The organism is Geobacillus sp. G4 (genome assembly GCF_040327975.1).
Taxonomy (GTDB): domain Bacteria; phylum Bacillota; class Bacilli; order Bacillales; family Anoxybacillaceae; genus Geobacillus; species Geobacillus thermoleovorans.
Map to the genome: position 1 here is coordinate 80,934 of NZ_JBEPJY010000009.1, position 25,050 is coordinate 105,983.

The 25,050-nt window shown below is 50.4% G+C and carries 25 protein-coding genes; 5 read left to right on the forward strand and 20 right to left on the reverse strand.

The genetic code is table 11. The features are described from left to right. Positions 1 to 252: 252 nt before the first annotated feature. Positions 253 to 1,002 carry a type I methionyl aminopeptidase gene (map, locus tag ABS784_RS12215; protein ID WP_014195932.1) on the forward strand — a complete coding sequence of 250 codons (750 nt, stop codon included), beginning with the start codon at positions 253 to 255 and terminating at the stop codon, positions 1,000 to 1,002. 126 nt (positions 1,003 to 1,128) lie between these two features. On the opposite strand, the gene ABS784_RS12220 is transcribed toward map, so the two are convergent. Next, a complete protein-coding gene (locus ABS784_RS12220) occupies positions 1,129 to 1,530 on the reverse strand; it encodes a secondary thiamine-phosphate synthase enzyme YjbQ (RefSeq protein WP_014195933.1) in 402 nt (133 codons plus the stop codon). A 90-nt stretch (positions 1,531 to 1,620) separates the two neighbouring features. On the opposite strand from ABS784_RS12220, the gene ABS784_RS12225 reads away from it, so the two are divergent. After that, the gene (locus tag ABS784_RS12225; protein WP_352512616.1) at positions 1,621 to 2,628 is read left to right on the forward strand and encodes an MBL fold metallo-hydrolase; all 1,008 of its coding nucleotides are present in this window, start codon (positions 1,621 to 1,623) and stop codon (positions 2,626 to 2,628) included. A 43-nt stretch (positions 2,629 to 2,671) separates the two neighbouring features. Here the strand turns inward: ABS784_RS12225 and ABS784_RS12230 are convergent, their stop codons facing one another. The 8 genes from ABS784_RS12230 to ABS784_RS12265 all read right to left on the reverse strand — a co-directional run bounded on the left by ABS784_RS12230 (position 2,672) and on the right by ABS784_RS12265 (position 11,642). Beyond that, positions 2,672 to 3,520 (reverse strand): TIGR03943 family putative permease subunit, encoded by an 849-nt coding sequence (locus tag ABS784_RS12230; RefSeq protein WP_047757903.1) that lies wholly within the window; start codon positions 3,518 to 3,520, stop codon positions 2,672 to 2,674. Positions 3,521 to 3,535: 15 nt separating this feature from the next. Beyond that, complete coding sequence (locus tag ABS784_RS12235) at positions 3,536 to 4,402, reverse strand: permease (protein WP_352512618.1); 867 nt, start codon at positions 4,400 to 4,402, stop codon at positions 3,536 to 3,538. Between the two features lie 132 nt (positions 4,403 to 4,534). Then, positions 4,535 to 6,406 carry a PTS fructose transporter subunit IIABC gene (locus ABS784_RS12240; RefSeq protein ID WP_020278816.1) on the reverse strand — a complete coding sequence of 624 codons (1,872 nt, stop codon included), beginning with the start codon at positions 6,404 to 6,406 and terminating at the stop codon, positions 4,535 to 4,537. 24 nt (positions 6,407 to 6,430) lie between these two features. After that, positions 6,431 to 7,342 carry a 1-phosphofructokinase gene (gene pfkB, locus ABS784_RS12245; protein WP_014195938.1) on the reverse strand — a complete coding sequence of 304 codons (912 nt, stop codon included), beginning with the start codon at positions 7,340 to 7,342 and terminating at the stop codon, positions 6,431 to 6,433. Next, positions 7,339 to 8,091 carry a DeoR/GlpR family DNA-binding transcription regulator gene (locus tag ABS784_RS12250; RefSeq protein WP_020278815.1) on the reverse strand — a complete coding sequence of 251 codons (753 nt, stop codon included), beginning with the start codon at positions 8,089 to 8,091 and terminating at the stop codon, positions 7,339 to 7,341. The genes pfkB and ABS784_RS12250 overlap by 4 nt, the downstream gene beginning before the upstream one ends. A 336-nt stretch (positions 8,092 to 8,427) precedes the next feature. Continuing rightward, positions 8,428 to 10,257 (reverse strand): bifunctional diguanylate cyclase/phosphohydrolase, encoded by a 1,830-nt coding sequence (locus tag ABS784_RS12255; RefSeq protein WP_352512621.1) that lies wholly within the window; start codon positions 10,255 to 10,257, stop codon positions 8,428 to 8,430. Positions 10,258 to 10,449: 192 nt separating this feature from the next. Further along, positions 10,450 to 11,046, reverse strand: coding sequence for a DUF5317 domain-containing protein (locus ABS784_RS12260; RefSeq protein WP_015374932.1), 597 nt, complete (start codon positions 11,044 to 11,046; stop codon positions 10,450 to 10,452). A gap of 440 nt (positions 11,047 to 11,486) precedes the next feature. Further along, positions 11,487 to 11,642 carry a hypothetical protein gene (locus ABS784_RS12265; protein ID WP_352512623.1) on the reverse strand — a complete coding sequence of 52 codons (156 nt, stop codon included), beginning with the start codon at positions 11,640 to 11,642 and terminating at the stop codon, positions 11,487 to 11,489. A 191-nt stretch (positions 11,643 to 11,833) separates the two neighbouring features. Here ABS784_RS12265 and ABS784_RS12270 point away from each other — a divergent pair, with 191 nt between their 5' ends. Both ABS784_RS12270 and ABS784_RS12275 read left to right on the forward strand, forming a co-directional pair. After that, positions 11,834 to 12,115 (forward strand): AbrB/MazE/SpoVT family DNA-binding domain-containing protein, encoded by a 282-nt coding sequence (locus ABS784_RS12270; RefSeq protein ID WP_014195946.1) that lies wholly within the window; start codon positions 11,834 to 11,836, stop codon positions 12,113 to 12,115. A gap of 20 nt (positions 12,116 to 12,135) precedes the next feature. Further along, the gene (locus ABS784_RS12275; RefSeq protein WP_014195947.1) at positions 12,136 to 12,558 is read left to right on the forward strand and encodes a type II toxin-antitoxin system death-on-curing family toxin; all 423 of its coding nucleotides are present in this window, start codon (positions 12,136 to 12,138) and stop codon (positions 12,556 to 12,558) included. Between the two features lie 178 nt (positions 12,559 to 12,736). Here ABS784_RS12275 and ABS784_RS12280 read toward each other — a convergent pair whose 3' ends face one another. The 4 genes from ABS784_RS12280 to ABS784_RS12295 all read right to left on the reverse strand — a co-directional run bounded on the left by ABS784_RS12280 (position 12,737) and on the right by ABS784_RS12295 (position 15,436). Next, complete coding sequence (locus ABS784_RS12280; protein ID WP_021321482.1) at positions 12,737 to 12,946, reverse strand: hypothetical protein; 210 nt, start codon at positions 12,944 to 12,946, stop codon at positions 12,737 to 12,739. A gap of 113 nt (positions 12,947 to 13,059) precedes the next feature. Beyond that, positions 13,060 to 13,206, reverse strand: a complete 147-nt coding sequence (locus ABS784_RS12285) for a FeoB-associated Cys-rich membrane protein (RefSeq protein ID WP_075261408.1) — start codon at positions 13,204 to 13,206, stop codon at positions 13,060 to 13,062. Between the two features lie 14 nt (positions 13,207 to 13,220). Next, on the reverse strand, positions 13,221 to 15,215 hold the full coding sequence (gene feoB / locus ABS784_RS12290; protein WP_352512626.1) for a ferrous iron transport protein B: 1,995 nt from the start codon (positions 15,213 to 15,215) through the stop codon (positions 13,221 to 13,223). Further along, on the reverse strand, positions 15,215 to 15,436 hold the full coding sequence (locus ABS784_RS12295; RefSeq protein ID WP_144329591.1) for a FeoA family protein: 222 nt from the start codon (positions 15,434 to 15,436) through the stop codon (positions 15,215 to 15,217). The genes feoB and ABS784_RS12295 overlap by 1 nt, the downstream gene beginning before the upstream one ends. Positions 15,437 to 15,662: 226 nt before the next feature. On the opposite strand from ABS784_RS12295, the gene ABS784_RS12300 reads away from it, so the two are divergent. Then, the gene (locus ABS784_RS12300) at positions 15,663 to 16,622 is read left to right on the forward strand and encodes a bile acid:sodium symporter family protein (protein WP_352512629.1); all 960 of its coding nucleotides are present in this window, start codon (positions 15,663 to 15,665) and stop codon (positions 16,620 to 16,622) included. 168 nt (positions 16,623 to 16,790) lie between these two features. On the opposite strand, the gene ABS784_RS12305 is transcribed toward ABS784_RS12300, so the two are convergent. From ABS784_RS12305 to celB, 7 genes are all read right to left on the reverse strand, one after another. After that, the gene (locus ABS784_RS12305) at positions 16,791 to 17,717 is read right to left on the reverse strand and encodes an endonuclease I family protein (protein ID WP_352512631.1); all 927 of its coding nucleotides are present in this window, start codon (positions 17,715 to 17,717) and stop codon (positions 16,791 to 16,793) included. A 66-nt stretch (positions 17,718 to 17,783) separates the two neighbouring features. Beyond that, positions 17,784 to 19,289 (reverse strand): Na+/H+ antiporter NhaC family protein, encoded by a 1,506-nt coding sequence (locus ABS784_RS12310; protein WP_352512633.1) that lies wholly within the window; start codon positions 19,287 to 19,289, stop codon positions 17,784 to 17,786. A 174-nt stretch (positions 19,290 to 19,463) separates the two neighbouring features. Next, entirely contained in the window at positions 19,464 to 20,312 is an 849-nt protein-coding gene (locus ABS784_RS12315) for a metallophosphoesterase (protein ID WP_352512635.1), read from the reverse strand. Between the two features lie 60 nt (positions 20,313 to 20,372). After that, positions 20,373 to 20,948 (reverse strand): YkoP family protein, encoded by a 576-nt coding sequence (locus ABS784_RS12320; RefSeq protein ID WP_318538180.1) that lies wholly within the window; start codon positions 20,946 to 20,948, stop codon positions 20,373 to 20,375. Positions 20,949 to 21,414: 466 nt separating this feature from the next. Next, the gene (locus ABS784_RS12325; RefSeq protein ID WP_023634484.1) at positions 21,415 to 22,128 is read right to left on the reverse strand and encodes a GntR family transcriptional regulator; all 714 of its coding nucleotides are present in this window, start codon (positions 22,126 to 22,128) and stop codon (positions 21,415 to 21,417) included. A 158-nt stretch (positions 22,129 to 22,286) separates the two neighbouring features. After that, on the reverse strand, positions 22,287 to 23,699 hold the full coding sequence (locus tag ABS784_RS12330) for a glycoside hydrolase family 1 protein (protein ID WP_352512637.1): 1,413 nt from the start codon (positions 23,697 to 23,699) through the stop codon (positions 22,287 to 22,289). Positions 23,700 to 23,725: 26 nt separating this feature from the next. After that, positions 23,726 to 25,045, reverse strand: a complete 1,320-nt coding sequence (celB, locus tag ABS784_RS12335) for a PTS cellobiose transporter subunit IIC (RefSeq protein WP_021321473.1) — start codon at positions 25,043 to 25,045, stop codon at positions 23,726 to 23,728. Positions 25,046 to 25,050 lie beyond the last annotated feature (5 nt).

Genomic DNA, 25,050 nt, shown 5'->3' on the forward strand with positions numbered 1-25,050 from the left:
CCGGCCGCAAGGGCTCTTGTGAACAAAGGTCAACATATCGATATCCTGTATGCCCAGCCATCAAAGGGCCTTTTCTTTTGGTCTGGGCATCTTTTCCTTTAGCCGCCCTTCGCACAGATGAGTAAACTATTTTTGGGTAAAATTCAGGAATAGATCCCCAGTTGCGAACGGATCGCCCTAGTTTAACATCACAGCGGTTTCTGCTACAATACTATCGAAGCGAAACACATCGAGGGAAAAGGAGACAGTTGCATGATTCACGTCAAAACGGAACGGGAAATTCAATTGATGCGCGAGGCGGGGAAGCTGCTCGCCGCCTGTCATCAAGAGATCGCCAAACGCATCGGACCGGGCGTCACAACGATGGAAATCGACCGGTTCGTTGAAACGTTTTTGGCCAAATACGGCGCCAAACCGGAACAAAAAGGATACCGCGGCTATCCGTATGCGACATGCGCTTCCATTAACGATGAAATTTGCCACGGGTTTCCGCGCAATGAGCCGCTGAAAGAAGGCGATATCGTCACGATCGATTTTGTCGTCAATTTGCGCGGAGCGCTCGCCGATTCCGCCTGGACGTACGCCATCGGCGACGTCGGCAAAGACGTGGAAAAGCTGCTTAACGTCACCGAGCAGTCGCTCTATAAAGGAATCGAGCAAGCCGTTCTCGGCAATCGGATCGGCGACATCGGCCACGCCATTCAAACGTACGTCGAAGCGCACGGTTTTTCCGTCGTACGCGATTTCACCGGACACGGCATCGGCCCGACGATTCACGAAGAGCCGTATGTCCCCCACTTCGGCGAAAAAGGAAAAGGGATGCGTTTAAAGGAGGGGATGGTCATCACGATCGAACCGATGGTCAACATGGGGGCATGGCAAAGCAAAATGGATCCGAACGGCTGGACGGCGCGAACGATCGACGGCTCGTATTCAGCGCAATATGAACATACGATCGCCATTACAAAAAACGGGCCGCTCATTTTAACGACGCCGGCGTAACGGTAACCCCCGGACAAAACACTTTGTCCGGGGGTTATCCATAATTCGCCCAAACTTCTTGCTAACCTATCTATCGTCTCTCCGCCTTATTCTTTTCCTTTTGTTTACATAATAAAATTATGGTTGCTAACCTTCGATCACCTTCACATACAACGTCCGCTGGCGCGGCCCATCGTATTCACAAAAATACACACCTTGCCAGCGTCCAAGCAGCAGCCGGCCTTCGTGAATAATGACGTGCTGCGACGCGCCAACCGTGCTCGCTTTCATATGAGCGGCCGTGTTTCCTTCCATATGGCGGTCAAGCGGATGCTCCCACGGATACGTTTCATCAAAACGGCGCATCATGTCGCGCTTGACATCTGGATCCGCGTTTTCGTTAATGGTGATGCCAGCCGTTGTATGCGGACAATAAACGACAGCGATCCCTTCCGTCACGTTAGCCTGGCGCACCGTCTCCTCGACGAATGAAGTAATGTCGATCATGTCATCCCGCTTTGCCGTGCGGATTGTAAACGAACGAAGCATACATTCCACCACCTGGGCAAACATTTTGTACTTCGCAAAAAAGGTTTGCTACTCTAAATAATATAATACAAAAAATGGAGTGAGAAATCATTGGCCAAGCGCTATGAAAACTTAGACGGCGTCTCGACGCACAAAACATGGGCCGATTTCCGCCGCTGGCAGCGGGAGCGGAAACAAAAACAAAAAGATTTGTCCTACGTCGTGCCGCATGTTTCACCGCCTCAATACGAGCGGCTTCAGAAGCCGAACGGACGGCCGCAGCTCTGCTGGGTCGGCCATTCGACCTTTGTCGTTCAACTTCATGGCATCACCATCGTCACCGATCCCGTCTGGGCGAATTGGATGGGCGCGGCCAAACGCTTGACGGCTCCTGGTGTTCCGCTTGACAAGATGCCGCCCGTGGACGTTGTGCTCATTTCCCACGGCCACTATGACCATTTGCATTTCGGCAGCCTCCGCCGTTTGCACGGTGACCCGCACATATTCGTGCCCGAGGGGCTCGGCCGCTTGTTCCGCCGCCGCGGCTACCGCCATGTCACCGAACTGTCATGGTGGGAAACGGCCTCCTTTCACGGCGTATCGCTCACATTTGTTCCCGCCCAACATTGGACGCGGCGAACGCTTTGGGATACGAATACGTCGCACTGGGGCGGGTGGGTCATTGAAGCGGACGACGCACCGACGGTTTATTTTGCTGGCGACAGCGGCTACTTCCGCGGCTTTCGCGACATCGGCGAACGCTTTTCCATCGACTATGCGCTCTTGCCGATCGGCGCGTACGAACCGGAATGGTTCATGGGGCCGCAGCACACCACACCGGAAGAAGCGGTGCAGGCGTTTTTGGACTGCCGCGCCCGCCTGTTTGTGCCGATGCATTACGGGGCGTTCCGCCTCGCCGATGATACGCCGAAAGAAGCGCTTGACCGCCTATGGGCTGAATGGCGGCGGCGCGGATTGGAAGAGGAGCGCTTGCTTTGCTTGAAGCTCGGCGAGGTGATCGATGCCGCCCAAGCGTTGACGGCCCTTTCCCAATTCGACAATTCGTTCAGCCAAACAAGCGCAATCACCATGGTGAAACAAGCGCGGCAAAAGGAATGAGCGCAACTTTATCCAAAAGAGCAAGCCAGTCCGCGGCTCGCTCTTATTCATTGAATTGGCGGTATACGTACGGCTCCTTCGGTTTGGCCACCCTCTCCCATGACGTCACTTTTACATACGGAAGCGTCATATGAAACGGCTGGTAATACATGGTGGATAGCGTACCTTTCACATGAATCCATTCATCATTTTGAAGCGGCACCGTCTTTGGAAACTGAAGGAGCAGCCCGTACACCCCTGAATCCGCAACACAATGAATGATTCCAAAGCGAAGGAGAAACGCCTCATTGGCGCGCGTCGTTTCCTCACGGTAAACAAACCCGGTGAATTCAATGTCGCGGGCGGCGAATGCACCGGGAAACTGATAAATCGTTTCCATGGCATTTAAATAGTTTTGATCATTCAACTCCAAGCGAGCAAGACGACCGTATTTTTTCAGCTCTTTTTCCATGGCATTTTGATAATCGTCCCGCCCATAATACATGCTCGTATCCGGACGCAAAAACTGCCGCTGGGCAAACGGATCGCTGCCGTCAGCCGCCATCCCAGGAACATGAATCCCTTTCGCCTTTACGACTTCAGAATCCAGCGTCGCAACGGGAAACAAGAAGGCGGAAGCCAGCGGAAAAACAAAAATAAGGTAATTCACCGCCCGCTTCCAGCGTGCGGACGGCTCATGATGGTGATGGCCGCAGCACTCTTCCCCATGATCGCGCGGTTCCTCGTTGCGGCTTGCCAGCACAAATTGCACAATCGTTAAAAAAGCAAACACAAACATCGCACTAAACGAAATATACGAATACCGCATATTAATGTATTTGCTCAACTCTCCAGTAATATATAAATGAAAAAACAAAAACGCAAACCCAAGCAAAATATACATGCGAATCATGCCGCCACCTCCTTGCTAGATCAATAGCGATCCGGCAAACACAAACAACGTGATATAGGAAATCAGTTTCCACACAAACCGGGCTCGGAATGACTGAAACAACATGAGCGTATTTTTCACATCGAGCATCGGCCCGTAAACGAGAAACGCTGCCAGCGCGTGAAACGGAAATGTGCTTTGAAACGACGAGGCGATAAATGCGTCCGCCTCGGAACAGAGCGACAGCACGAAGGCGAGCGCCATCATGACCAAAGAGGCCGCCACTTTCCCATTGCCGATCGACACAAGCGCCGACGTTTTCACATACGTTTGCATCGCCGAAGCAATGAACGCCCCAATGATCAAATACTTCCCGGTCGCAAAAAATTCATCGATCGTATGGCGCAGGGTGCCAACGATTTTCTCTTTCCAAGTACGGGGCATCATCGGCATCTCGCGCCGTTCATGGCGCAACTCGCTGCCTTCATGCCGAATCGCCATCACGGCGCCGACAGCGACGGCGACAGCGCAAGCAAACAGCGCCCGGCACAATACCATCGTCCAACTGCTTCCGAAAGCGATATACGTCGAAAACAGCACAACCGGATTGATGACGGGCGCCGTTAACATAAACGGCACGGCCGCGTAAAGCGGCACCCCCTTGGCGACGAGACGGCGGGTGATCGGCACGATGCTGCATTCGCATGAAGGGAAAAACACCCCAAGCAATGTGGCATAAACAATGGCCAAAAAGCGATTTTTCGGCACCCACCGTTGTACGGTCTCTTCACTGACAAACATTTGAATGACTCCGGAAACAAACACCCCAAGCACGACGAACGGCAACGATTCAATCAATATGCTGATAAAAATCGTATTCAGCTGCAAGAATGTGTTCATCATGGGTTCTCCTCTCATTTACAACCGTTCATTTTATCATGATAAATGACCATTGTCATGAAAATTTGGTAAGAAAAATAGCAAACTCCATAACAAAAAAGGCGCTCCGCCTTTGGCGAAACGCCTCTTCTTCTATTATTCTTCCACTTCTTTTTTCCACAACCCGACCATCAATGCGGTTACGATGGAACCAATCAAAATAGCCAAGATATAAAGCCATGCACTGCCTTTGACGATCGGGATGACGAAAATCCCTCCGTGCGGCGCCGGCAGCCCGATATGGAACCACATCGTCAACGCTCCCGCAACGGCCGATCCGACGATAATCGATGGAATGACCCGCACCGGGTCAGCCGCGGCAAACGGAATCGCCCCTTCGGTAATGAACGAAGCGCCCATGATATAGCACGTTTTTCCGGCTTCCCGCTCGGCTTTCGTGAATTTCTTTTTAAAGAACGTTGTCGCCAGCGCCAATCCGAGCGGCGGCACCATCCCGCCAGCCATAATCGCTGCATGCGGCGCAAAGTTGCCAGCTTCAATCATCGCCAGGCCAAACGTATACGCCGCTTTGTTGATTGGTCCGCCCATATCAACCGCCATCATGCCGCCCAACACCGCGCCAAGCAGCACTAAGTTGGCGGTTCCCATGCCGGAAAGCCAATGTTTCAGCCCTTCATTCAACGCCTTGACAGGATCGATGACCACATACATCATAATGACGCCGGTGAGGAAAATGCCGAATACCGGATAGAGCAGCACCGGTTTAATCCCCTCAAGCGACTGCGGCAAGCGGCTGAACAGTTTGCGCAGCCCGACGACCAAATACCCGGCCAGAAAGCCAGCGATCAATCCGCCCAAGAAACCCGCCCCGCCGTTCGCCGCCAGAAAACCGCCGACCATCCCCGGCGCAAACCCCGGCCGGTCGGCAATGCTCATGGCGATGAACGCGGCCAGCACAGGAACCATTAACGCAAACGCATTGCCGCCGCCAATGTCCATTAACAGTTTGGCAAACGGATGATACGACGGATCTTTCGGATCAAACGCTTTAATGCCGAAGGTGAAGGAAAGCGCAATCAAAATCCCGCCGCCGACGACAAACGGAAGCATATTCGATACACCGTTCATCAAATGCTTGTAAAAACCGGTGCGCGGCTTCGCCGCTCCCGCGCTGCCTCGCGCCGTGCTGCTCGCCCGATAAATCGGTGCATCTTGGCGCAACGCCTGCTCGATCAGCTTCTCCGGCTGACGAATCGCCTGGGCGACTGGCACTTGAATGACGTGTTTGCCGTTGAAGCGGTCCATTTCGACTTGTTTATCGGCTGCGACAATGATCGCCGTTGCCTCTTCAATCTCCTGCGCCGTCAGAGCGTTTTTCACTCCATCGGAGCCGTTTGTCTCGACTTTGATCGCCACCCCCATTTCCGCCGCTTTCGCTTTCAGTGCATCAGCGGCCATATACGTATGAGCGATTCCTGTCGGACAAGCGGTCACCGCCAGCACTTTCCGTCGGCCGCCAGATGGGGCGCCTTGCAGAGACGGTTCTTCCCTTTTGTTCTCTTTCTCTTTGAACAAACGGAGGATCTCCTCTTCATCCGAAGCACGCTCCAACCGGGTGCGGAACGAGGCATCCATCAACAGCGACGATAGTTTCGCCAACGCCTGCAAATGCGTCTGTTCCCCGCCTTCCGGGGCCGCAATCATGAAAAACAAATGGCTTGGCTGGCCGTCCAGCGACTCGTAATCAATCCCGGCGGTCGAACGGCCAAACGCCACCGCCGGGCGCTTGACCGCCGCCGTTTTGGCGTGCGGAATGGCGACGCCATCTCCAACGCCGGTCGTGCTTTGTTGTTCGCGCGCCCAAATCGCTCGTTTGAACGCCTCCACATCGCTGACCGCCCCCGCCTCGGCGAGTTTCGCGGCCAATTCATCAATCACTTCCTCTTTTGTCTTTGCCCGAAGTTCAAGAATCATCGTTTCCTTTGTTAACAAATCCGTGACGTTCATCTGTACGCCCCCCTTGATTTCCTCCTATAAACGCACGACGCGGACGCGGTCGACGAGCGCTTCGACTTCCTCTTTCGTGCATAAATCTTCCGAAAACGCGGTCGCGCTTCCGGCGGCGACACTGTAAGCGAACGCTTCCTCGATCGGTTTTCCGCTCGTATGGGCGGCTAAAAACCCAGCGACCATCGAATCACCCGCCCCGACCGAATTTTTCACCGTTCCTTTTGGCGCTTCGGCAAACAGCGTTGCTTCCCGGCCGAAGTAAAACGCCCCCGCGCCGCCCATCGAGACGATGAGATGCTCTACTCCTCTTTCAACCAACCGGCGGCCATAGAGGATGATGTCTTCTTTCGTCAGCACAGCGGCGCCAAACAGTTCGGCCAGCTCATGGTGGTTCGGCTTGGCAAGAAACGGCCGGCAGGCGAGCAGCGCCTCGAGCGCCGGACCGCTCGTATCGACAACAAGACGAACACGCCGTTTCACCGCTCGAGCCGCCAATCGCTCGTACATGTCCGCCGACAGCGACATCGGCGCGCTTCCGGCGAGCACAAGCACATCACCGGCCGAAAGCGCTCCGATTTTCGCTATCAATTGCGTTGCATCGTCATCGGCAATCATCGGGCCTTCACCGTTAATTTCCGTCTCCCGCCCAGCTTTCAGTTTGACGTTAATGCGCGTTTGCCCAGGGACATGAACAAAATCGCAGGCAATGCCTTCTTTCCGAAGCTCGCTTTCAATGAACCCGCCGGTAAATCCCCCGACAAATCCAAGCGCCGTGCTGTCAACATCCAAACGCTTCAACACGCGCGATACATTGATCCCTTTCCCGCCCGGAAATGTGAACGTTTTCACCGAACGATTCAGTTCACCAACATGCAGCTCATCGAGGTGAACGATATAATCAACAGATGGATTCAACGTGCATGTGTAAATCACGGAGCCACAACCTCTACTGTTGTTTTTGTTCGATACAAATCTTTCCACTCTTCATCCAATTCATCGGTGATCAACACCGCTTCATGCAAATCAGCAATTTTCGCAAACGCGCTTTCATTCAACTTCGAATGGTCAGCAAGCACATACGCGCGTTGCGCCAGCTGCATCGCCGTATATTTCACCAGCGCTTCTTCCGGATCCGGCGTCGTATAACCATAGTCGTAATGAACGCCGTTGGCGCCGATGAAGCATTGGTCAAAGCGATACTGCCGCAGCGACTCGATGGCGCCGCGCCCGATCAACGCCTTCGTTTTCGGCTTGATCATGCCGCCGATCAAATACGTCGCCACATTGTGCTCAAGCAACCGCTCGACATGCATCACGCCGTTCGTGACAACGATGACCTCTTTGTCAGCTAAATGTGGAATCATTTCCCACGTTGTCGTTCCCGCATCTAAATAAATGCAGTTTCCTTTTTGGACCAAACTGGCCGCATACGCGGCAATCCGCCGCTTTTCTTCGATATATTTCAACGACTTTTCCGATACGCTTAACTCTTCGCGCTTCTGCTGCAACAAGGCCGCCCCGCCGTGCACACGGCGCAGTTTCTTTTCGGTTTCAAGCTGCGTCAAATCGCGGCGAATCGTCGACTCCGACGCCCCAGTCGCCTCCACGAGCTCTTGCAGCTTGATGACTCCTTTTTGCGCCAACAGGTCCAAAATGAGGCGGTGGCGTTCTTCTGTCAGCACACTCCCACCTCCGATCATCGGGGATATCGCTTACAACTCTATCATATCCCAAGATAGTGAAAAAATCAATCGAAAACATTCATTTTCTATCAATATAAATCAAATAAATAATTCAATCAATCAAAATCGATCAAAATCTCATCCATAAGTAAATGTTCCTCTCTACTCCCAGCACATGAACGTCACAGCCCACCGACGCTTGATTTTTCACAGAAAGGTCCATGGGCAATGGTTTGCCCTCCCACCCGGGGATTGAAAATCACCGCTTGCCGGCGCAGGATTTTCACGGAAAGCCAAAAATAAAAACACTTGCCATCGGCAAGTGCCTTCTTTCACTTAATTCAGTTGCTCCATCTCGGCAAGCGGCAAATAATGCTTCCGCACAAACGCGATAAACTTCGCCGCATAGACCGGATCAAACTGCGTTCCTGCGCAGCGCTTGATTTCCTCAAGCGCCTCTTCAAACGTTTTCGTCGGCTGGTACGGACGCTCGGTTGTCATGGCGTCAAACGAATCGATAATACACAAAATGCGGGCCAGTTTCGGGATTTCTTCCCCTTTCAGCCCGTACGGATACCCTTTCCCATCATATCGTTCGTGGTGCAGCTCGACAAGCGGAAGCAAATCATCAAACCGCTTCTCCGCCGCCACAATCTCGCGTCCCCACGTTACGTGCTTTTTAATGATCTCCCATTCATGCTTCTCCAACTTTCCCCGCTTATTTAAAATATCGCGTGGCACTTCAATTTTGCCAATGTCATGGATGAGCGCCCCTAAAATGAGCGTCTGCCGTTCATGGTCGGTCAACTCATCAAGACGACTGCCAAACTCCAACGCATATTTAAACACCCGTTTGCTATGGCGGTATGTATAGACATCTTTGGAAAGAAAAAATTTCACTTGCTGCTCGAGCGCTTCCAAATCTTGCTTAAACTTAATCTCATCCAAGCACATATTGTGCTTATCATACAGCTGCACGTTGTTTTTCCCTTGCGCCTTGGCGTAATACAGCGCTTGATCGGCGCGATGGATCAATTCCTCGCTTTCGTACATATCTTTTTCCATCTCGGCGATGCCGCACGAAAACGACAGGCAACGATACGGAATATGCTCGACGCCTTCAAAATATGTATCGTTCACTTCTTTGCGCAACCGGTTTAAAAACGCGTACGCGTCTTCTTTCGTCGTGTTGGGCATTAAAATGGCAAACTCTTCTCCGCCATAGCGGGCGACCGTGAAGTTCATCCCTTCGACTGCTTTTTGCAGTAGTTTCCCGAAAAAAGTCAACAAACGATCGCCCTGCAAATGGCCGTTTCGGTCATTGTATTTTTTAAAATCGTCTAGATCAAGGAACGCCAATGCCAACGGCTGTTTAAGCAGTTTGCAGTCGGAAAACTGCTCCTTGAGCGTTTCTTTGAAAAAGCCATGGTTGTAAAGACCGGTGAGGTGGTCTTTGTTAGCTCGATTAGATATTAGTTGGTATAATTCTAAGAATTTCTTAAAAACAATCGATAATATCGTTACTAAAATAATAAATAGGGACAAGCCGAAATATTTCTCTTCCGACAACAAAATGGCTAAAACCATTGAAAGAAGCAATGTTACTGAATAACCAACACATGCCTCTTTTAGGACCCCCAACTCAAGAGCTCCTTTAAATACTTGGCCAAGAAAAAAGAAGAAAAGAAATATTAATGATACATTAATACTAAAATAAACTAGCAAACTAATCAAATAAGGGAATAAATAATGGACATTTATTTTCCCAATATCCCCATTGAAGAATAAAAATGAATAATAGGCACCCGATATCATCAAGCAATACATTGAGAAATTAAATAAATGTCTCCATATAGACATTCGTTGATTACGATACAATTCTATAACACTAAAAATGAAAAGGACCTGCAATGCAAAGTTGAGTCCATATAAAAATAAAGTAGCCAAATAAACAGCCGAATCCATCGAAAAAGAATTAGCTTTAGGAGGCAAGATAATAGGAAAAAGATTCAATAGAACGACAGAACCAGTCAATATATATACTAAAGCCCAATCTTTTAAAGATTGAGCATGGATATCAACCTCTGCAACAAATATATATATCCCTAAAAGAGAGACAATAATAGTATACAACTTTTCTTTGTTTTTTAAGTGTTCAAAAACCATACAAAATCACTCTCAGTTAAAAAATTTTAAAGAAGGAGTATCTCCTCCCTCTTTTTAGATTAACGTTATTGTTCCTACTCAATGAGCTTAAACCCCGACGTCAACGCTACAATCACCGAACCAAGGATGAACAAATTGATCAATACTTGTTTTGCTTTGAATTTCATGTCCTTTTCCCCCTTAAAAATTAGTTTATTGATTCGCAGGAGCGGCCGTTGTTTCTTTCTCAGCATCGTCTGCCCCATGCCGCGGTGCGCTGAGCATCAGATGCTGGATGAACAAGAACGCCCCTACGTTCATCACAACGTCGCCGATGCTGATGACTTGTTGGCGCGGGTACGGCGGAGACAGCGGGATGATGTCGCCAAGAAACGGCAGAAGCGTATCCGATGTGATCGCCTGGTGCTTGCCGTACAGACCGGCTTTTAACGCTTCGATGTATTCGCGGCCGAGAAATTGGGCGGCTTCGATCGATACCGGCATCCGTCCGCCGTTTACGGCCATGACGATAAAGTTAAGCAAGACGCCGGCGAAGATGACCGGAAACCCCGGCTGATGGCGGTTGAGCCACAGAAATGCGAGTCCTGTGATATAGACGAGAAGAAAAATAACGTTGCTCATTTTGGCGATCCACTCGATGCGTTCTTGAAGGAAAAAGACGATAAACTGCACCGCCAACAAGAGCGGAAACAACCAACCGCCGCGCAATTTCATGTTGGCCAACCCTTTCAGGCTTCCGCCGCGAAACCAGCCGATCAACAACGACAAAATGATTCCATCGTAAACCATAATGCTGTCCCCTTGATAAACAGAATTTTCTCTTTTTTCTAAACTACTGTCCTCACTTCTATTTTTACCGTTTTTTTCATTCCATGTAAATAGTCCGTTCGTCCTAACTACAAACAAATTTTGATGAATATCGTTTCCTTCTTTTCGTTTTCGTCATTCTTTGAAACAAGAAACGACAAAAACAGCGTCATGTATATCCATTGAATAGTGAAAAAGAACCTACCCTCAATGGAATGATCCCCCGACTGCGCAAACACTTAGCGGCAGGAGATTCTTGGGCGCGCCTGCCCACAGCCAGCAAGCCGTACTCGCTCATCTCACCGTTCCGCTTCCTCGCTTATGGGGATTGGCTTCACGGCGCAAGATGACAAACGGATGATCCGTCGCAACAATGAATATTCCTCATTCCTCCGGCAAGACAAAGGTATTTGATAAACCCACTAAATCCCCCCAAGCAATAATAAAGATAGCCGTCGTTGATCCGTTCCGTGACGCGGCTGTTTCATGTTCCACTGCTTGACGCTTCCGACCTCACTATGTCCGGCATGGCATAACACACAGACGGCATATCCGTACAAGCTCACTTTATGCGGCACTCCTCTTTCCCTCCTAACGACATCGATTCTAGAAATGCGGCATGCGTTTTTCTCGTTCAAAGACAAAAAGCCCTTTTTTATTATTCCGTATTGCTTTTCGGAAGATTATTGTTATAATTGTTTATACAGTAATAATTTTATGGATAAAAACGCCCTTTTTGCCCATTATATGGAAAGGAGATGAAAAAGAAATGGACGCGGAAATGTTGGGAAGCAAGAATGACAAAACGTATACACGTCGGATTAGCCAAGTCGGGAATAGTTTGTCCGTTAGCATCCCGAAAGATTTAGCCACGATGCTAAACCTAAATAAAGGCGATGAAATCGAAATATATTACGACAAGGAACGAGGGGAAATCGTGATGAAACGCGCAAACCGAATTCCAAAAGAAGTCCGTCCTGAAGTCGTGATGGCGATGAACCGCGCGATCTCCAAATATGACGAAGCGCTGCGCAACTTGAAATATAGATAAAGGAGCAACCGGAGGAAAACATGGTTTATTATTTGACAGCGGAAGAAATCATATTTATCCATTACACGGTCATGGAAATGTACGACGACGCAGAACAAGCGGGGATCCAATTCCCCGATAAATTCGCGTGGATGTTGGAAAGACCGAAAACGAAATTGTTCGGGGAGGAACAGTTCCCTTCGATTATTGAAAAGGCTTGCTGCTATTACCATTCCATCGCGACAGGTCATATTTTCCACAACGGCAATAAGCGGACGGCTTTAACCGTATTCGTCACGTTCCTTGATTTGAATGGATATGAATTCACTATGACCAATAAAGAAGCGGAAGATTTCACGGTGTACCTTGTCGAGGATGCCAAGTTCCGGGGAAATGATTGCATCCAGCATCTTGCCCACGAATTAGAGAGTTACATCCGTCCCATCCAAAAACGAAAAGAATGAGGAAAAGAGTGAGGAAAAGAGCGGGCCAAAGCCGGGTCAAGTTCAATTATTGCGTGAAATTCCATCGCCAACCCAGTAAACTTGGATGACAGGACAACAACATCGTTTTTTGCTGCTTTGTTTTTACGCAACTGTGCGAACCTTGATCCAAAGACGCCTTTTCGCTATTCGCAGCTTTTCATACTTTTACCTTGCGGCAGGTATTGAGTATTGTCAAAAGTTTATCCTCCACACTCACGGTCTTCCCTTGAGTTTCAACGGTTGAACGAAAAAAGCTTTCTACCCCCGGTGTTTCGGCCATCATTGAGGCAACAACACCCAACAGCCAAAACAAAGAGCGGCCTGATCTTTTGTCCTCCAGAGCCCGTTGAAACGAAAGTTTGCCCATTGCATCCCCGCTTATTTTTTGGCTATCCTACAACCATGGAAGCGAAAGTCTTTCGTCGGAAAATGAAAAAACGGATTCCGATCATCGTCAGGAATCCGTTTGTCTTGAACGGATTATCTCTCCGTCCCGCAGCTGCCTCGGCAATGGTCAGCCGCATGGCATGACGCGCACGCCCCTTTGGCGCTTTTTTTCACGTGTCGGACCAGCGTCCAGCCGGCGTAGGCAAAAATCGCTCCGCCAATGATGATATTCGCCATCATCATATTCTCTCCTTTCATGGAAAACCTACTATCTTTCCAGCTTGGTAGACAAGAAGTGAAATCATATAAGCAACCGTTAAGGCGATGCCAATCGACAACAGCGTCCATTTCCGCGACCCGGTTTCTTTGCGAATCGCCGCCACCGTCGCTAGACACGGCGTATAAAGCAGGACGAACACCATAAAGCTGAACGCCGACAGCGGCGTGAAATGTGAAGCGATCACCTGCTTCAGCCCGTTCGCCTCATGAACGTGGTAAATAATATTCATCGTGGACACGACGACTTCTTTCGCCAAAAAGCCGGTGATCAAAGCCGCGCCCGCCTGCCAGGCGCCAAAGCCAAGCGGGGCGAGCAACGGAGCGATGAGGCCGCCGATGGCGGCGAGAAAACTGTCATCCATGGCAACGCCGACCCCATGCGGCCCGATATACGTCAACAGCCAAATGGCGACCGAACCTCCAAAAATAAACGTGCCGGCTTTGCGAACGAACCCTTTCCCTTTCTCCCATGTGCTCCGCCATAACGTGAGCGCCTGCGGCACGCGGTATGGCGGCAGTTCAATGACAAACAGCGAACTTTCGTTTTTCAAGAGCGTCGATGAGAACAACTTGGCGAGCCCCAAAGCCACTACAATGCCAAGCACGTAAAGCGAAAACACGACAAGCGCCTGCTCGCGGACGAAAAACGTGCCGGCAAACAAGGCGTACACCGGCAAGCGGGCGGAACACGACATAAACGGCAGCGCCAAGATCGTCAACAGCCGTTCTTTCGGCTGCTCGATCGTGCGCGCCGCCATCACCCCGGGAACGTTGCAGCCAAAGCCGATGATCATCGGGATAAACGCCTTGCCGTTTAACCCGATCGCTTCCATCATCCGGTCCATCACCATCGCCACGCGCGCCATGTACCCGGAGTCTTCGAGAAGCGAGATGAAAAAGAACAAAATGAAAATTTGCGGAACAAACACCAGAACCCCGCCGACCCCAGCGACAATCCCGTCCAAAACGAGTGCCTTGATAAACGGCGACGCCCCCGCCCAGTCGAGAAGACGGGACAGCCAATCAGTGAACGGCCCTGAGAAGAAAGCGTCAAGCTGATCGGCAAGCGGCGTCCCAAGCCAGTTAAACGTGAGCATAAACACGAGATACATCAGCGCCAAAAAAATCGGCAGCCCGACATAACGGTTTGTCACAACCACATCGATTTTTTCCGTCCATATCAACGGTTTGTTCTCAAGCGCGATCGCCGCAACAGCGATCGCCTCACCGATCCAGCGGTCACGCGTCTCATAAATCTGTTCGGCGACCGAAGATCCGAGCTTCTGTTCCGCCTCTGCGCGGGCTTCCAGAAGCGGAGAAAGATCCAACCGCCCGCGCAAATAGGCGGCGATGCGCTCATTCCCCTCCAAAAACTGCAACGCCACCCATCGTTTGTTTCCAGGCACATCGTCCGGCAGCTGCTCGGCAATGCGACAGATCGCGCGTTCCACCTCAACGCCGTAATCAATAAAAATGCGGGAATGGTGTCCGTCTTTTGCCGACAAAATGGTGCGGGATAACTCCTTTGTCCCCTTTCCCGTCCGGGCGATGACCGGAACAACTGGGACGCCGAGATGGCGCGACAGCTTGGCGGCATCGATTTTGACGCCGCGCTTTTCAGCGACATCCACCATATTCAAAGCGATGATGAGTGGGCGGCCAAATTCCAATAGCTGAACCGTCAAATGCAAGTTGCGCTTGAGTTGCGACGCATCAACGATATTGACGATTGCCGAGCATGGCTCGGTCAATAAGAAATCAGTCGCCACTCCTTCATCACGGGACAGCGGCTGGAGCGAGTAAATGCCGGGCAAATCGACGACCGGCACACCGTGTTGGCGGAGCACTCCTACTTTCTTCTCAACCGTTACCCCGCTCCAGTTGCCAACATATTCATAAGAGCCGGTTAAACAGTTAAACAATGACGTTTTGCCAGTATTGGGGTTGCCAAACAGCGCTACGTACGCCATCATTTCACCTCAATCGCCGACGCTTCTTTGCGCCGTAAGCCGATGGCCTGCCCATCAACTTCGATCATCACCGGTCCGCCAAACGGCATCGCAGCTTTCAACCGCACCATTTTTCCTTCTTTGACCCCTAGATGAAGGAGGCGCTGTTTCAGTGCCTCCTGCTCGACGGCCAAATGGACGACGACCGCTGCTTCTCCTTTATGCAAATCGGTCAGCACCATCGTCTTTTCCCCCTATTTCCCTGTCTATTCTCATGTGTGTCAAGAATGATTCTTTTTCTCAATTCCTATCATAGCATAACCGAAGAAAAAGGAAGTGACTTTTTTCACAATCATTCTATATTGTCAACATTTTTTCAAAATTATTCTTCATATTAGTTGAACTCTTCAAAAAAATATATATAATTTCTTGTATATCTTTCCCATCTTTGTTCAAGGAGTGAGTACAGTGAATACACTAGGAAGAATCAGCAACTTTGTCGGCAATACGTTTGCGATTTGGGTGCTTTTGTTCGGAGCGCTTGCTTTTTTCGCTCCCGGCGCGTTTACGTGGATCGCCCCGTATATTGTGCCGCTTTTAGGCATCGTGATGTTTGGCATGGGATTGACGCTTTCAGCAGATGATTTCAAAGAAGTATTCAAGCGTCCGCTTGATGTGTTGATCGGCGTCGTTGCCCAGTTTCTGATCATGCCGCTTGTCGCGTTTTTGCTCGCTTACTTTTTGCCGGTTTCGCGTGAAGTGGCGCTCGGCATTATTTTAGTCGGCTGCTGCCCGGGCGGAACGGCGTCCAACGTCATGACGTATTTGGCGAAAGGAGATACGGCGCTGTCGGTCGCCGTCACTTCTGTTTCTACGATTTTAGCGCCGATTTTGACTCCTTCGTTAATCTTGCTTTTAGCCGGAAAATGGCTGTCCGTATCGGCCGCAGCCTTGTTTTGGTCGATCGTCAAAGTCGTGCTGATTCCGATTCTTTTAGGGCTCATCGCCCAGGCTCTGTTCCAAAAGCAAGTCAAAGCGTGCATCCCGGCGCTGCCGCTCGTTTCGGTCATCGCCATCGTGGCCATTGTCGCCGCCGTCGTCGGACAAAACCAGGCGGCCATTGCCAAAAGCGGACTGCTTATTTTTCTTATTGTCGTTGTTCATAACGGATTGGGCTTGCTGCTTGGGTATTGGTTTGCCAAACTGTTTCGCCTGTCACCGCCAAAACAAAAGGCGATTTCCATCGAAGTTGGCATGCAAAACTCCGGGCTTGGTGCGGCCTTAGCGACCGCCCATTTTTCGCCGCTCGCCGCTGTTCCGAGCGCCATTTTCAGCGTCTGGCACAATATTTCCGGTCCGATTGTCGCAACATACTTCCGCAAACAAGCGGACAGCCAGGCGGCGGATGAACAAACAATTTCCGCTTGACCTCTCTCATGCTTTGTCTAGCAGCAAGGAAAAAGCTGTCTCCCGAAATAAACGACCGTCTTTCGGAGGCAGCTTTTTTTGCCTATCATCACTCCTATTTCTCCACTCCCGAGCGATCAGGTGCTCTTTGGAAACAAAAAGAGGCGGACATCCGCCTTCAACCTCATTTCACAGTGTCCCTTCAAGCGGAAACACCATCCGCCCGGCCAGTTCAGGGAAATCGATGAACGGATTGCGGTTGCCTTGGATGAAAAAAATCGCGCTGTTGCGATGATGTTCATACACCGTCGGCGGAAATTGTTCGTGCCAACGGACAAGGAGCGGAATATCGATTTTGCGCCGAAACGACTTCGCGATCGCCTTCGGGTAGCGAAGCAAAAAATACAGCATCGCCCTTGCCGCCGTCCCTTTGCCGTATTCCGGCTCGAAATAGCCATTATGAACGACTCCGCAACGGTTTTGGATTTGCTCGTCGGGATCTTCCGGATTGTAAAACGGGAAATCCGCGTACGGAAAATTCGACCGCATCGTATTGCACTCCGGCTGGCAAACGAATAAATGATGCAAATCGCCTTTCATCGGTTCGCGGGCGCCAAACCAAGACTGCGGCACGACATGTTCGGCATTGAATTTCCATTGCTGCTCGATCGTTTTCACCCGCTCGTGCACATCGCCGAGCCCATGCTTCATTTTTTTCAACAACTGGCGAAATTCATCGTAGCGCCGTTTCATCGTTTGGACATCTTGGACGATCAACATCTTCGGGTCTTTTCGCTCGCCGGAGTACAAGCTTCGCACCGTTCCGTCCGGCTGCAAGTCGACCCATGTGTACAAATATTCGTCCTTGCTGAAAAAATACGGCAGCCGCCGCTTATGGGTATGCGCCACCAGTTCGTGATAGCGGACAAACAACATCAATCCGTCCCCTTCAAGCGGCAGATGGCGATAATACCGTTGGCGCGCCCGTTGGTCTTCATCCGCACGATAATACGCGTCCTCCACCGCGAGCCGCTCGTTCAACTGCTCCAGCTGTTCCGCCGCATCTTCCGCCTGCCATTGGCTGAGCTCGTCAAGCTGCCGTTCCGCCTCCCCCATCGCCGTTCCCCTCTCTTCCTTTTTTCTTTTAGTTTACCATGGAAAGAGGGGAGGACGGCAACGGCGCTAATGCAAAAGAAATGACGCAGCGCCGAACAAAACGGCGGCGATGCCGGCGGCGATCAACGATGGGATCAACTTCGTGCGCGCGTATTCCATCACCGGCAAATCCAAAATGGTGCACAGCGTGACCGTATTGTCGCTGAGCGGCGAGGCGAACGCTCCGAACGTCCCGCTCGCAAACACGGCGCCGATGACCGGCAAAATATTCGTCCCCGACTGGCTCGCAAGCGTCACGCCAAGCGGCATCAACATCCCCCATGTCCCCCACGACGAGCCGATAAAATAGGAGATGACGGCGCCAAGCAAAAACAAAATCGGGGCGACAAAAAACGGTGGAATCCATTGTTTGACGTGGCCCGTAATGTATTGCGAAAACCCTAAGTCCTCAGCCACAGCCGACAGCGCCCAAATGAGCGCCAGCATTAAAATGACGGAAATGAGCTCATTGCCGCCTTTGACAAAATGAGTCAACAAATCGTTCAATTTAAATCGTTGCCAAAGGAAGAAAGCGACCGTAATGATAACGGTAAACAAAAGCGCCTCCAACATCGCACCGAGCGCATCGCTTTGCAAAAACGCCTGCCAAAACGTTCTTGCCCCCCGGCGGCCGTCCCACCAACTTAAAAACAACGTCAAGACAAGCACGATCGAAAGCGGAACGATCAAATTCCACGGCTTGACCGGCGTTTCTTTTTGGTAAGCGCGCGGGCATGTCTGCATCGCGTCTCCTTCTTCCCCTTGCGCCTCGTTCGGCTCGCCGCCATCCAGCCGCTGTTCCTCCGCCATTTCGAGCGCCAACCGCTCGTTCCAGCTTCGAATCGGCGCCTCTTTCCGCTTTTCGCTTACTGCCGCTTGTTTTTTGCGCGAATAGACAAAAAAACTGTAGTAGAGCCCAACCGCAATAATGGCATACGAGAAAAAGTTAAACGGAATGCTTCGGACGTACACGATGTACGGCTCCGCTCCGATGCCAGCCGTATCAAGCGCCTTATCGATGACCGACACCATATAGCCGACAAACGCGGTGGCAATTGGGATGAGCGCGACAACCGGGTTGGATGTCACCTCAATGGCAAAGCCGATTTGCTGGGACGACAGCCCAAGCCGTTTGCGCAGCGCCTTCATGATCGGCGCGACGGTGACGATGCGAAAATCGGGGTCGCTAAACGTCACCATCGTCGAAATCCACGTCAGCAGCATGGCGGTTTTGGCCGATTTCACTTTTTTGCTGACGAGATGGACGAACCCTTTGATTCCCCCGGTATATTTGATCATGCTGACAAGACCGGCGAACACATACAAGAAAATGATGATGCGAATGTTGTTCGTCTGCATCAAGTTATCGACGACGTAATGAAGCATCGTCCGCAGCCCGCCAAGCAACGACGGCGTCATGAAATAGCTGCCGACCAACAGCCCGACAAACAGTCCAGGGATCACTTGCTTCGTCCAAATTGAAATCGGGATGACAACTAAAAATGGCAAGAGAGCTTTCCACGACGGTTCCATTGGCCATTCACTCCTTTCTTTAAAAAGTATGGCGATTGTTTCCCTTGTCTATGCAAACGGTCATTGATTTTCCCCCAACAACAGGGAGACGAGTCCACACAAAAAGCGCGCCGCATGGTGGCACGCGCAAGCGAAGCCGCTTTCCTGCCTAATAAAAAAATAAAAAGCTGCCAATTAGACAGCTTTCACTGCTTCTCTTCGGGACGGCAGCGCCAACAAGTGGAGCGTCACTTCCGGCTTCGAGCCGATTCGAATGTTCACCCCGGTTTGCCCAAGCCCTTCGTTGATATAAAACGGTTTCCCCTCCCATTCATGATAACCTTTGATCATGTTCCGCTCGATGAGCGTTTTGCTCATTTTCGCCAAATGGTACGGCTTTGGCCAATGAATTTGCCCGCCGTGGAAATGGCCGGACAACAAGTAGTCAAAATGATAGTCTTTCATATGCGGCACGATGTCCGGATCGTGCGTCAACACGAGGTTGATGCCGTCTTTCACGCCGGCGTATGCCTTTTTGATGTCGCTGCGCCCCGTGTAAAAGTCATCGATGCCGATGATATTGACGGTTTGACCGTTGACGGTGATCGTTTTCGTCTCGTTTTGCAAGACGACGCAGCCGTGCGCCTCAAGCGTCGCTTTCAAGCGCGCAAACGGTTCGCCTTGAAGCACGTAATCGTGGTTGCCAAACACCGCATACATGCCGTACGTCGGTTTCAATGCATTCAGCGCGGCCAAATACGGACTGAGCTTGGCGATGCTTTCCTCACGGTCCAAAAAGTCGCCCGTCAACGCGATCAAATCGATCGCTTCCTCTTTCAGCTTTTCGTATAAATCGTCTGGGGTGATCGACAGTTTTTCAAGATGCAAATCCGATAGCTGCAAAATCCGAAGGGCTCCGTCTCCATCCTCTGAACGGCCGACTTGGACTTTATGCAAAACCGCTTCATACGTGTTGCGGTGGGCTTTGCGAATGGCCAAAGCAAGCAATAACAAGATTGCAAGAAAAACAAAAAAGAAAGTCATCGTCTTCTCTCCTCCCTCGATACCCATTATAGTGAAACGGAGGAGAGAAGAAAGAGGGAGTTAGTGGATGAGATGGCAGCCGTACAACGAAAACAATTTTTCCTTTGACATCACCAAATATTTCGGCGGGCGGACAAGCGGCATGAGACGGTGTTGGGCCACTGTCATCATCGGCCAATGGGATGCCATTTTAAACCAACGGTAAAATGAATTGCCAATGTCAATGGCATCAAATCCTAGTCTCTCACAACCTTTATTTAACATCGTCACGCCGATGATCCCTTTTATGCGGGAGGACTGTTTGTGATGGTAAAGATGATGAGCGACATGCGGCAAACCGGCTTTCACTTGTTCGAAAATATAACGTCCTTTTTGAATATCGCCTCGATACTGCATCAGTTCGCGAAGCAGACGAACATTATGAAGGTGAATTTTCAACAGCCAGTCATTGGCCGCGATCGTCGTTCCGTCCGAAAGGTGAATGGTTTCACCCTTGTATCGAAGCAAACGGACGCGGAAAATGGAACGACAGCCGTTCTCTTTCCCACCAACATATTCGAGGCGGGAACATGCATAATAGAGCGGATCCATCAGTCCCCATACAGACAACAGCCACTGCGTCGCTTTGCTTCTCATTGGCAGCATCCTTCCCCTGCTCGTTCTATCCATTTACATTATGGAATCGATCGAGCGCCATTATAAATGGAGAAAAAAGGAGAAAAAAGGAGAAAAAAGGAGAAAAAATCGCTGCATAACCAGTCGGGAGACGCGCGTACTGAGGTCCAGTTCCATTTCCCCCCCTGCCCCAGGCTGTATCCCACCCGAACACAAGCGGAGCTGATCAACCAAACGATCGGGTTTTTGCAGGAAGGGCTTCGTTTGCTGTCGTTGTAGGGCAGTCGAACCGTGGGACGCACGGGGATGGCTTGGTTCATAGCCTGCCGTTGGGCGGGTGTTCCCAAGAATCTCCCACCTCTAAGCGTTAGCGTAGGTGGGAGAGCGTTCAATAAACCACCAACTCTCTAGAAGAAAGACGGAAAGAACAACCCTGAACGGCAAACAAAACGCGCCTGCCTTCCCGGATCGCGAAAGCAGGCGCCGTTTAGCGGCGGGTGCTGACGGTGACGAATACGAATTTGTCGTACCGATGACGGGAAAAGGAGTATTCAAAGGGCTCTCCATTGTTCAAAAAACCAACCTGTTCCAATTCCAACACCGGATCGTCGGGTGCGCACTGCAAGTACTGGCGATCAAGCTCATTCGGCTTATCCGCGCGGATCTTTCGGTGCGACCCTGCAATCGTTAAGCCGAGTTCGTGAGTGATGTAACGATAAATCGAGCCATGAAGCACCGTTTCGTTGAGCCCCGGGATCAAATGGACGGGCATATACGTCCGTTCAATGACGTACGGTTCGCCATCCACATTGCGCAGCCGGATTAAGTGGTACACCGGTGTGTTCGCGTCGATGCACAAATGAGCAGCCACCTCATCAGATGGAAACAGCACTTCAAACGTGATAATATGGCTTGTCACCTTTCGACCTTTCAATAAACTCGTCAAGCCGAGCGTTTCGTTGCTGACGACGTTCACCAATCCATCAAGCATGGCGGATTTTACAATAAACGTGCCATGGCCGCGCTTTCGATACAACAGCCCTTCGGACACAAGCAGATCAAGCGCCCGTTTCACGGTCATCCGGCTGCAGCCAAACTCCTCAGCGAGCGAGATTTCATCAGGAATCGGCTCGTCTAGGGAATACACTCCCTCTTTAATTCGTCTGCGTATTTCGTTAGAAATTTGCTCATATTTTGGCATCGTTTTCATCCCTCGTCATTGTCCTATTTTCATTGTACGAACAATCATCTGTTTGCACAATAGCCAATGCGGCTTTCTCCTTCACTGCTTTTGCGTTGCCGCTCCGTCCTCCCAACCGACAAAAAGCGCCCCGCTGCCCGGGACGCCTTGCTTTCCGTTTAAAATCCGTTGTTTTCTGCCAACGATTTAAACCAATAACCACTTTTTTTAATGGTTCGTTTCAAACCGTTCTCCAAGTCGACTGCCACGAGCCCATACCGATTTTTATAGGCATTGGTCCACGACCAATTGTCCATAAACGCCCAAATATGGTAACCTTTAACATTTGCTCCTTCTTCAATCGCGCGATGCACCCATTTTAAATGCTCTTGAATGAATTCAATCCGGTAGTCATCGTGAATCATGCCGCTTTCATCACGGAACCGTTCTTCTCCTTCAACACCCATCCCGTTTTCAGAAATAAAGCACTCAATGTTTCCATATTTTTCTTTTATATTAATTAAAATATCATAAATACCTTTTTCATAAATTTCCCAACCGCGATACGGATTCATTTTCCGCCCCGGCATGGCATAGTAATCGAAAAACCGTTCAGGCAAAAACGGGGCGTCCGGATTTGGCATATTTTCTTTTGCCTTGACGCGGCGCGGTTGATAGTAGTTGATGCCGAGCAAATCAATCGTGTTTTCTTTGATCAGCTCGCGATCACCGGCTTCCGTTACAGGCAAAAATCCATGTTCATCCAACAGTTCAATCAAATCTTGCGGGTATTCTCCTTTCACCGCAGGATCTAGGAAGCTCCTGTTAAACAACAAATCGGCAATATGCGCCGCTTTCACATCAGCAGGGTGCTGGCTGCGCGGATAAGACGGCGTTAAATTCAAAATAATGCCGATCTTTCCATCCGGTATCGCCGCCCTGCGGAAGGCGGCAACCGCTTTGGCATGAGCAATCATCGTATGGTAAGCCACTTGTACAGCGCGGCGGAAGTCTACGATGTTGGGGTAATGAAAATCATATAAATACCCGCCTTCCACCGGAACGATCGGTTCATTGTGGGTAAACCATTTTTTTACCCGATCCCCGAACAAATCAAAACAAATGCTGGCGTAGCGGGTATATGCATCCACGACTTCGCGGCTTTCCCAACCTCCGATATTTTGCATTGCTAACGGCATATCAAAATGATACAAATTCACAAATGGCTCGATCCCACTCGCCAATAGTTCATCAATGACTGCATTGTAAAACCGCACGGCTTCCGGATTGACCTCACCGACTCCATCTGGAATCAAGCGTGACCACGAAATCGAAAACCGGAATGAATTATGCCCGATCTCCTTCATCAAAGCAATATCCTCTTTGTAGCGGTGATAAAAATCTGATGTGGTTGACGGACCGACACCGTTAAAAAAGCGATGTGGCTCCTTCTCATACCAATGATCCCAAATGTTCTTCCCTTTCCCCCCTTCGTTTGCCGCTCCTTCGATTTGCGTCGCTGATGTCGCACTTCCCCACCAAAATCCGGCAGGAAAGCGATACGTGATTGGTTGCTTTGATCGTTGTTCCATCGTGATTCACCTCATTTGCTGTATCGTTATGATGCACTTTTCGCAGCGTCTTGCCCCTCTTCCCGCTCTTTTTGCAAGTTCATCCGGTCAATGAACTTTAAGAATGGAAACCAAATGACAAGCACAATCAGGAAATTGACCACTTGCAGCAATCCGCCGGCCAGCGAGTTCGTCGCCATAATGCCGTTGATGAAAATCGGCACCGTCCACGGCACCGCTACGCCGTTAGGCGGCGGTACAAGGCCTGAGGACATCGCCAAATAGGTCACCAACGTGACGACCATCGGTGCCAAAATCCACGGGACGATGACGAGCGGATTCATCACGACCGGCAAACCGAAAATAATCGGTTCATTGACGTTAAAGATTCCGGGTCCGAGCCCGAGCTTAGCCACCTGCTTCATTTGCTTGCTCTTCATAAAGAGCAAGATGGCGAAAATGACAGCGAGCGTCATTCCCGTTCCGCCCATGCCGACCGTGTAAATTTCAATAAACTGTTTGCTGACGACATGCGGAACTTCCCCCGTTTTTGTATACGCATTTAAGTTTTCGAGCGACAGTGTGTTCCAAATCGGATCCATCACCGAGTTAATGATGATTTGCCCATGCAATCCGAAAAACCACAAAATTTGCGTGACAAAAATCGCGATCAGCGTTGGAATAATGCCGCTTCCCAGCCCGACAAGCGGTGCTTGCACTGCATTGTAAATGACATCATGCATGTTTGTCTTAAAAATTTGTGTTACAATGATATTAACGACGAGGAAGAAGGTCAGGGTGACCACCGCCGGAATCAACGCCGCAAACGACTTCGCAACCGCCGGCGGCACCCCGGCCGGCATTTTGATTGTAATATTTTTTTGCACAACCTTCCGGTAAATTTCACCAGCAGTAAATGCGGTAATCATGCCAAGAAACATCCCTTTCGCTCCTAGGCGGTCGAGCGGGATGACTCCTTGCACAGCCTCTTTCCCCTCAACCTGCAAAACGAATGGCGTCAACAAGAGAAAAGAAGCTAACGCGATCGCACCGCCAAAAACCCCTTCGACTTCATAACTTTTCGATAAATAGTAACCAATGCCGAATACAACAAAAATCGTCATCACGCCCATCGTTGCATTTGGAGCAACGCCGAGCATCCCCTTGAATGTATTGAGGCTGTTTTCACTCATCACCTTGTCCAAAAACGGCAAGTTGGCGATGACGACCGCGATCGAACCGAAAATCGTCAGCGGAAATGCTAACATAAACGCATCGCGCAACACTTGCAAATAACGGCTATTGTTCAACTTTCCTGCGATCGGAACGAGAACTTTGCTTAGTTTTTCGAATAATGCTTGGTTCATGTCGC

Bases quoted from the DNA above. Each gene is read 5' to 3' on its own strand.
- map (WP_014195932.1), top strand. From the start codon at position 253: ATGATTCACGTCAAAACGGAACGGGAAATTCAATTGATGCGCGAGGCG.
- ABS784_RS12220 (WP_014195933.1), bottom strand. From the start codon at position 1,530: ATGCTTCGTTCGTTTACAATCCGCACGGCAAAGCGGGATGACATGATC.
- ABS784_RS12230 (WP_047757903.1), bottom strand. From the start codon at position 3,520: ATGATTCGCATGTATATTTTGCTTGGGTTTGCGTTTTTGTTTTTTCAT.
- ABS784_RS12235 (WP_352512618.1), bottom strand. From the start codon at position 4,402: ATGATGAACACATTCTTGCAGCTGAATACGATTTTTATCAGCATATTG.
- ABS784_RS12240 (WP_020278816.1), bottom strand. From the start codon at position 6,406: ATGAACGTCACGGATTTGTTAACAAAGGAAACGATGATTCTTGAACTT.
- ABS784_RS12255 (WP_352512621.1), bottom strand. From the start codon at position 10,257: ATGGTTTTTGAACACTTAAAAAACAAAGAAAAGTTGTATACTATTATT.
- ABS784_RS12260 (WP_015374932.1), bottom strand. From the start codon at position 11,046: ATGGTTTACGATGGAATCATTTTGTCGTTGTTGATCGGCTGGTTTCGC.
- ABS784_RS12270 (WP_014195946.1), top strand. From the start codon at position 11,834: ATGGACGCGGAAATGTTGGGAAGCAAGAATGACAAAACGTATACACGT.
- ABS784_RS12275 (WP_014195947.1), top strand. From the start codon at position 12,136: ATGGTTTATTATTTGACAGCGGAAGAAATCATATTTATCCATTACACG.
- ABS784_RS12280 (WP_021321482.1), bottom strand. From the start codon at position 12,946: ATGGGCAAACTTTCGTTTCAACGGGCTCTGGAGGACAAAAGATCAGGC.
- ABS784_RS12285 (WP_075261408.1), bottom strand. From the start codon at position 13,206: ATGATGGCGAATATCATCATTGGCGGAGCGATTTTTGCCTACGCCGGC.
- feoB (WP_352512626.1), bottom strand. From the start codon at position 15,215: ATGGCGTACGTAGCGCTGTTTGGCAACCCCAATACTGGCAAAACGTCA.
- ABS784_RS12295 (WP_144329591.1), bottom strand. From the start codon at position 15,436: ATGGTGCTGACCGATTTGCATAAAGGAGAAGCAGCGGTCGTCGTCCAT.
- ABS784_RS12305 (WP_352512631.1), bottom strand. From the start codon at position 17,717: ATGGGGGAGGCGGAACGGCAGCTTGACGAGCTCAGCCAATGGCAGGCG.
- ABS784_RS12310 (WP_352512633.1), bottom strand. From the start codon at position 19,289: ATGGAACCGTCGTGGAAAGCTCTCTTGCCATTTTTAGTTGTCATCCCG.
- ABS784_RS12315 (WP_352512635.1), bottom strand. From the start codon at position 20,312: ATGACTTTCTTTTTTGTTTTTCTTGCAATCTTGTTATTGCTTGCTTTG.
- ABS784_RS12320 (WP_318538180.1), bottom strand. From the start codon at position 20,948: ATGAGAAGCAAAGCGACGCAGTGGCTGTTGTCTGTATGGGGACTGATG.
- ABS784_RS12325 (WP_023634484.1), bottom strand. From the start codon at position 22,128: ATGCCAAAATATGAGCAAATTTCTAACGAAATACGCAGACGAATTAAA.
- ABS784_RS12330 (WP_352512637.1), bottom strand. From the start codon at position 23,699: ATGGAACAACGATCAAAGCAACCAATCACGTATCGCTTTCCTGCCGGA.
- celB (WP_021321473.1), bottom strand. From the start codon at position 25,045: ATGAACCAAGCATTATTCGAAAAACTAAGCAAAGTTCTCGTTCCGATC.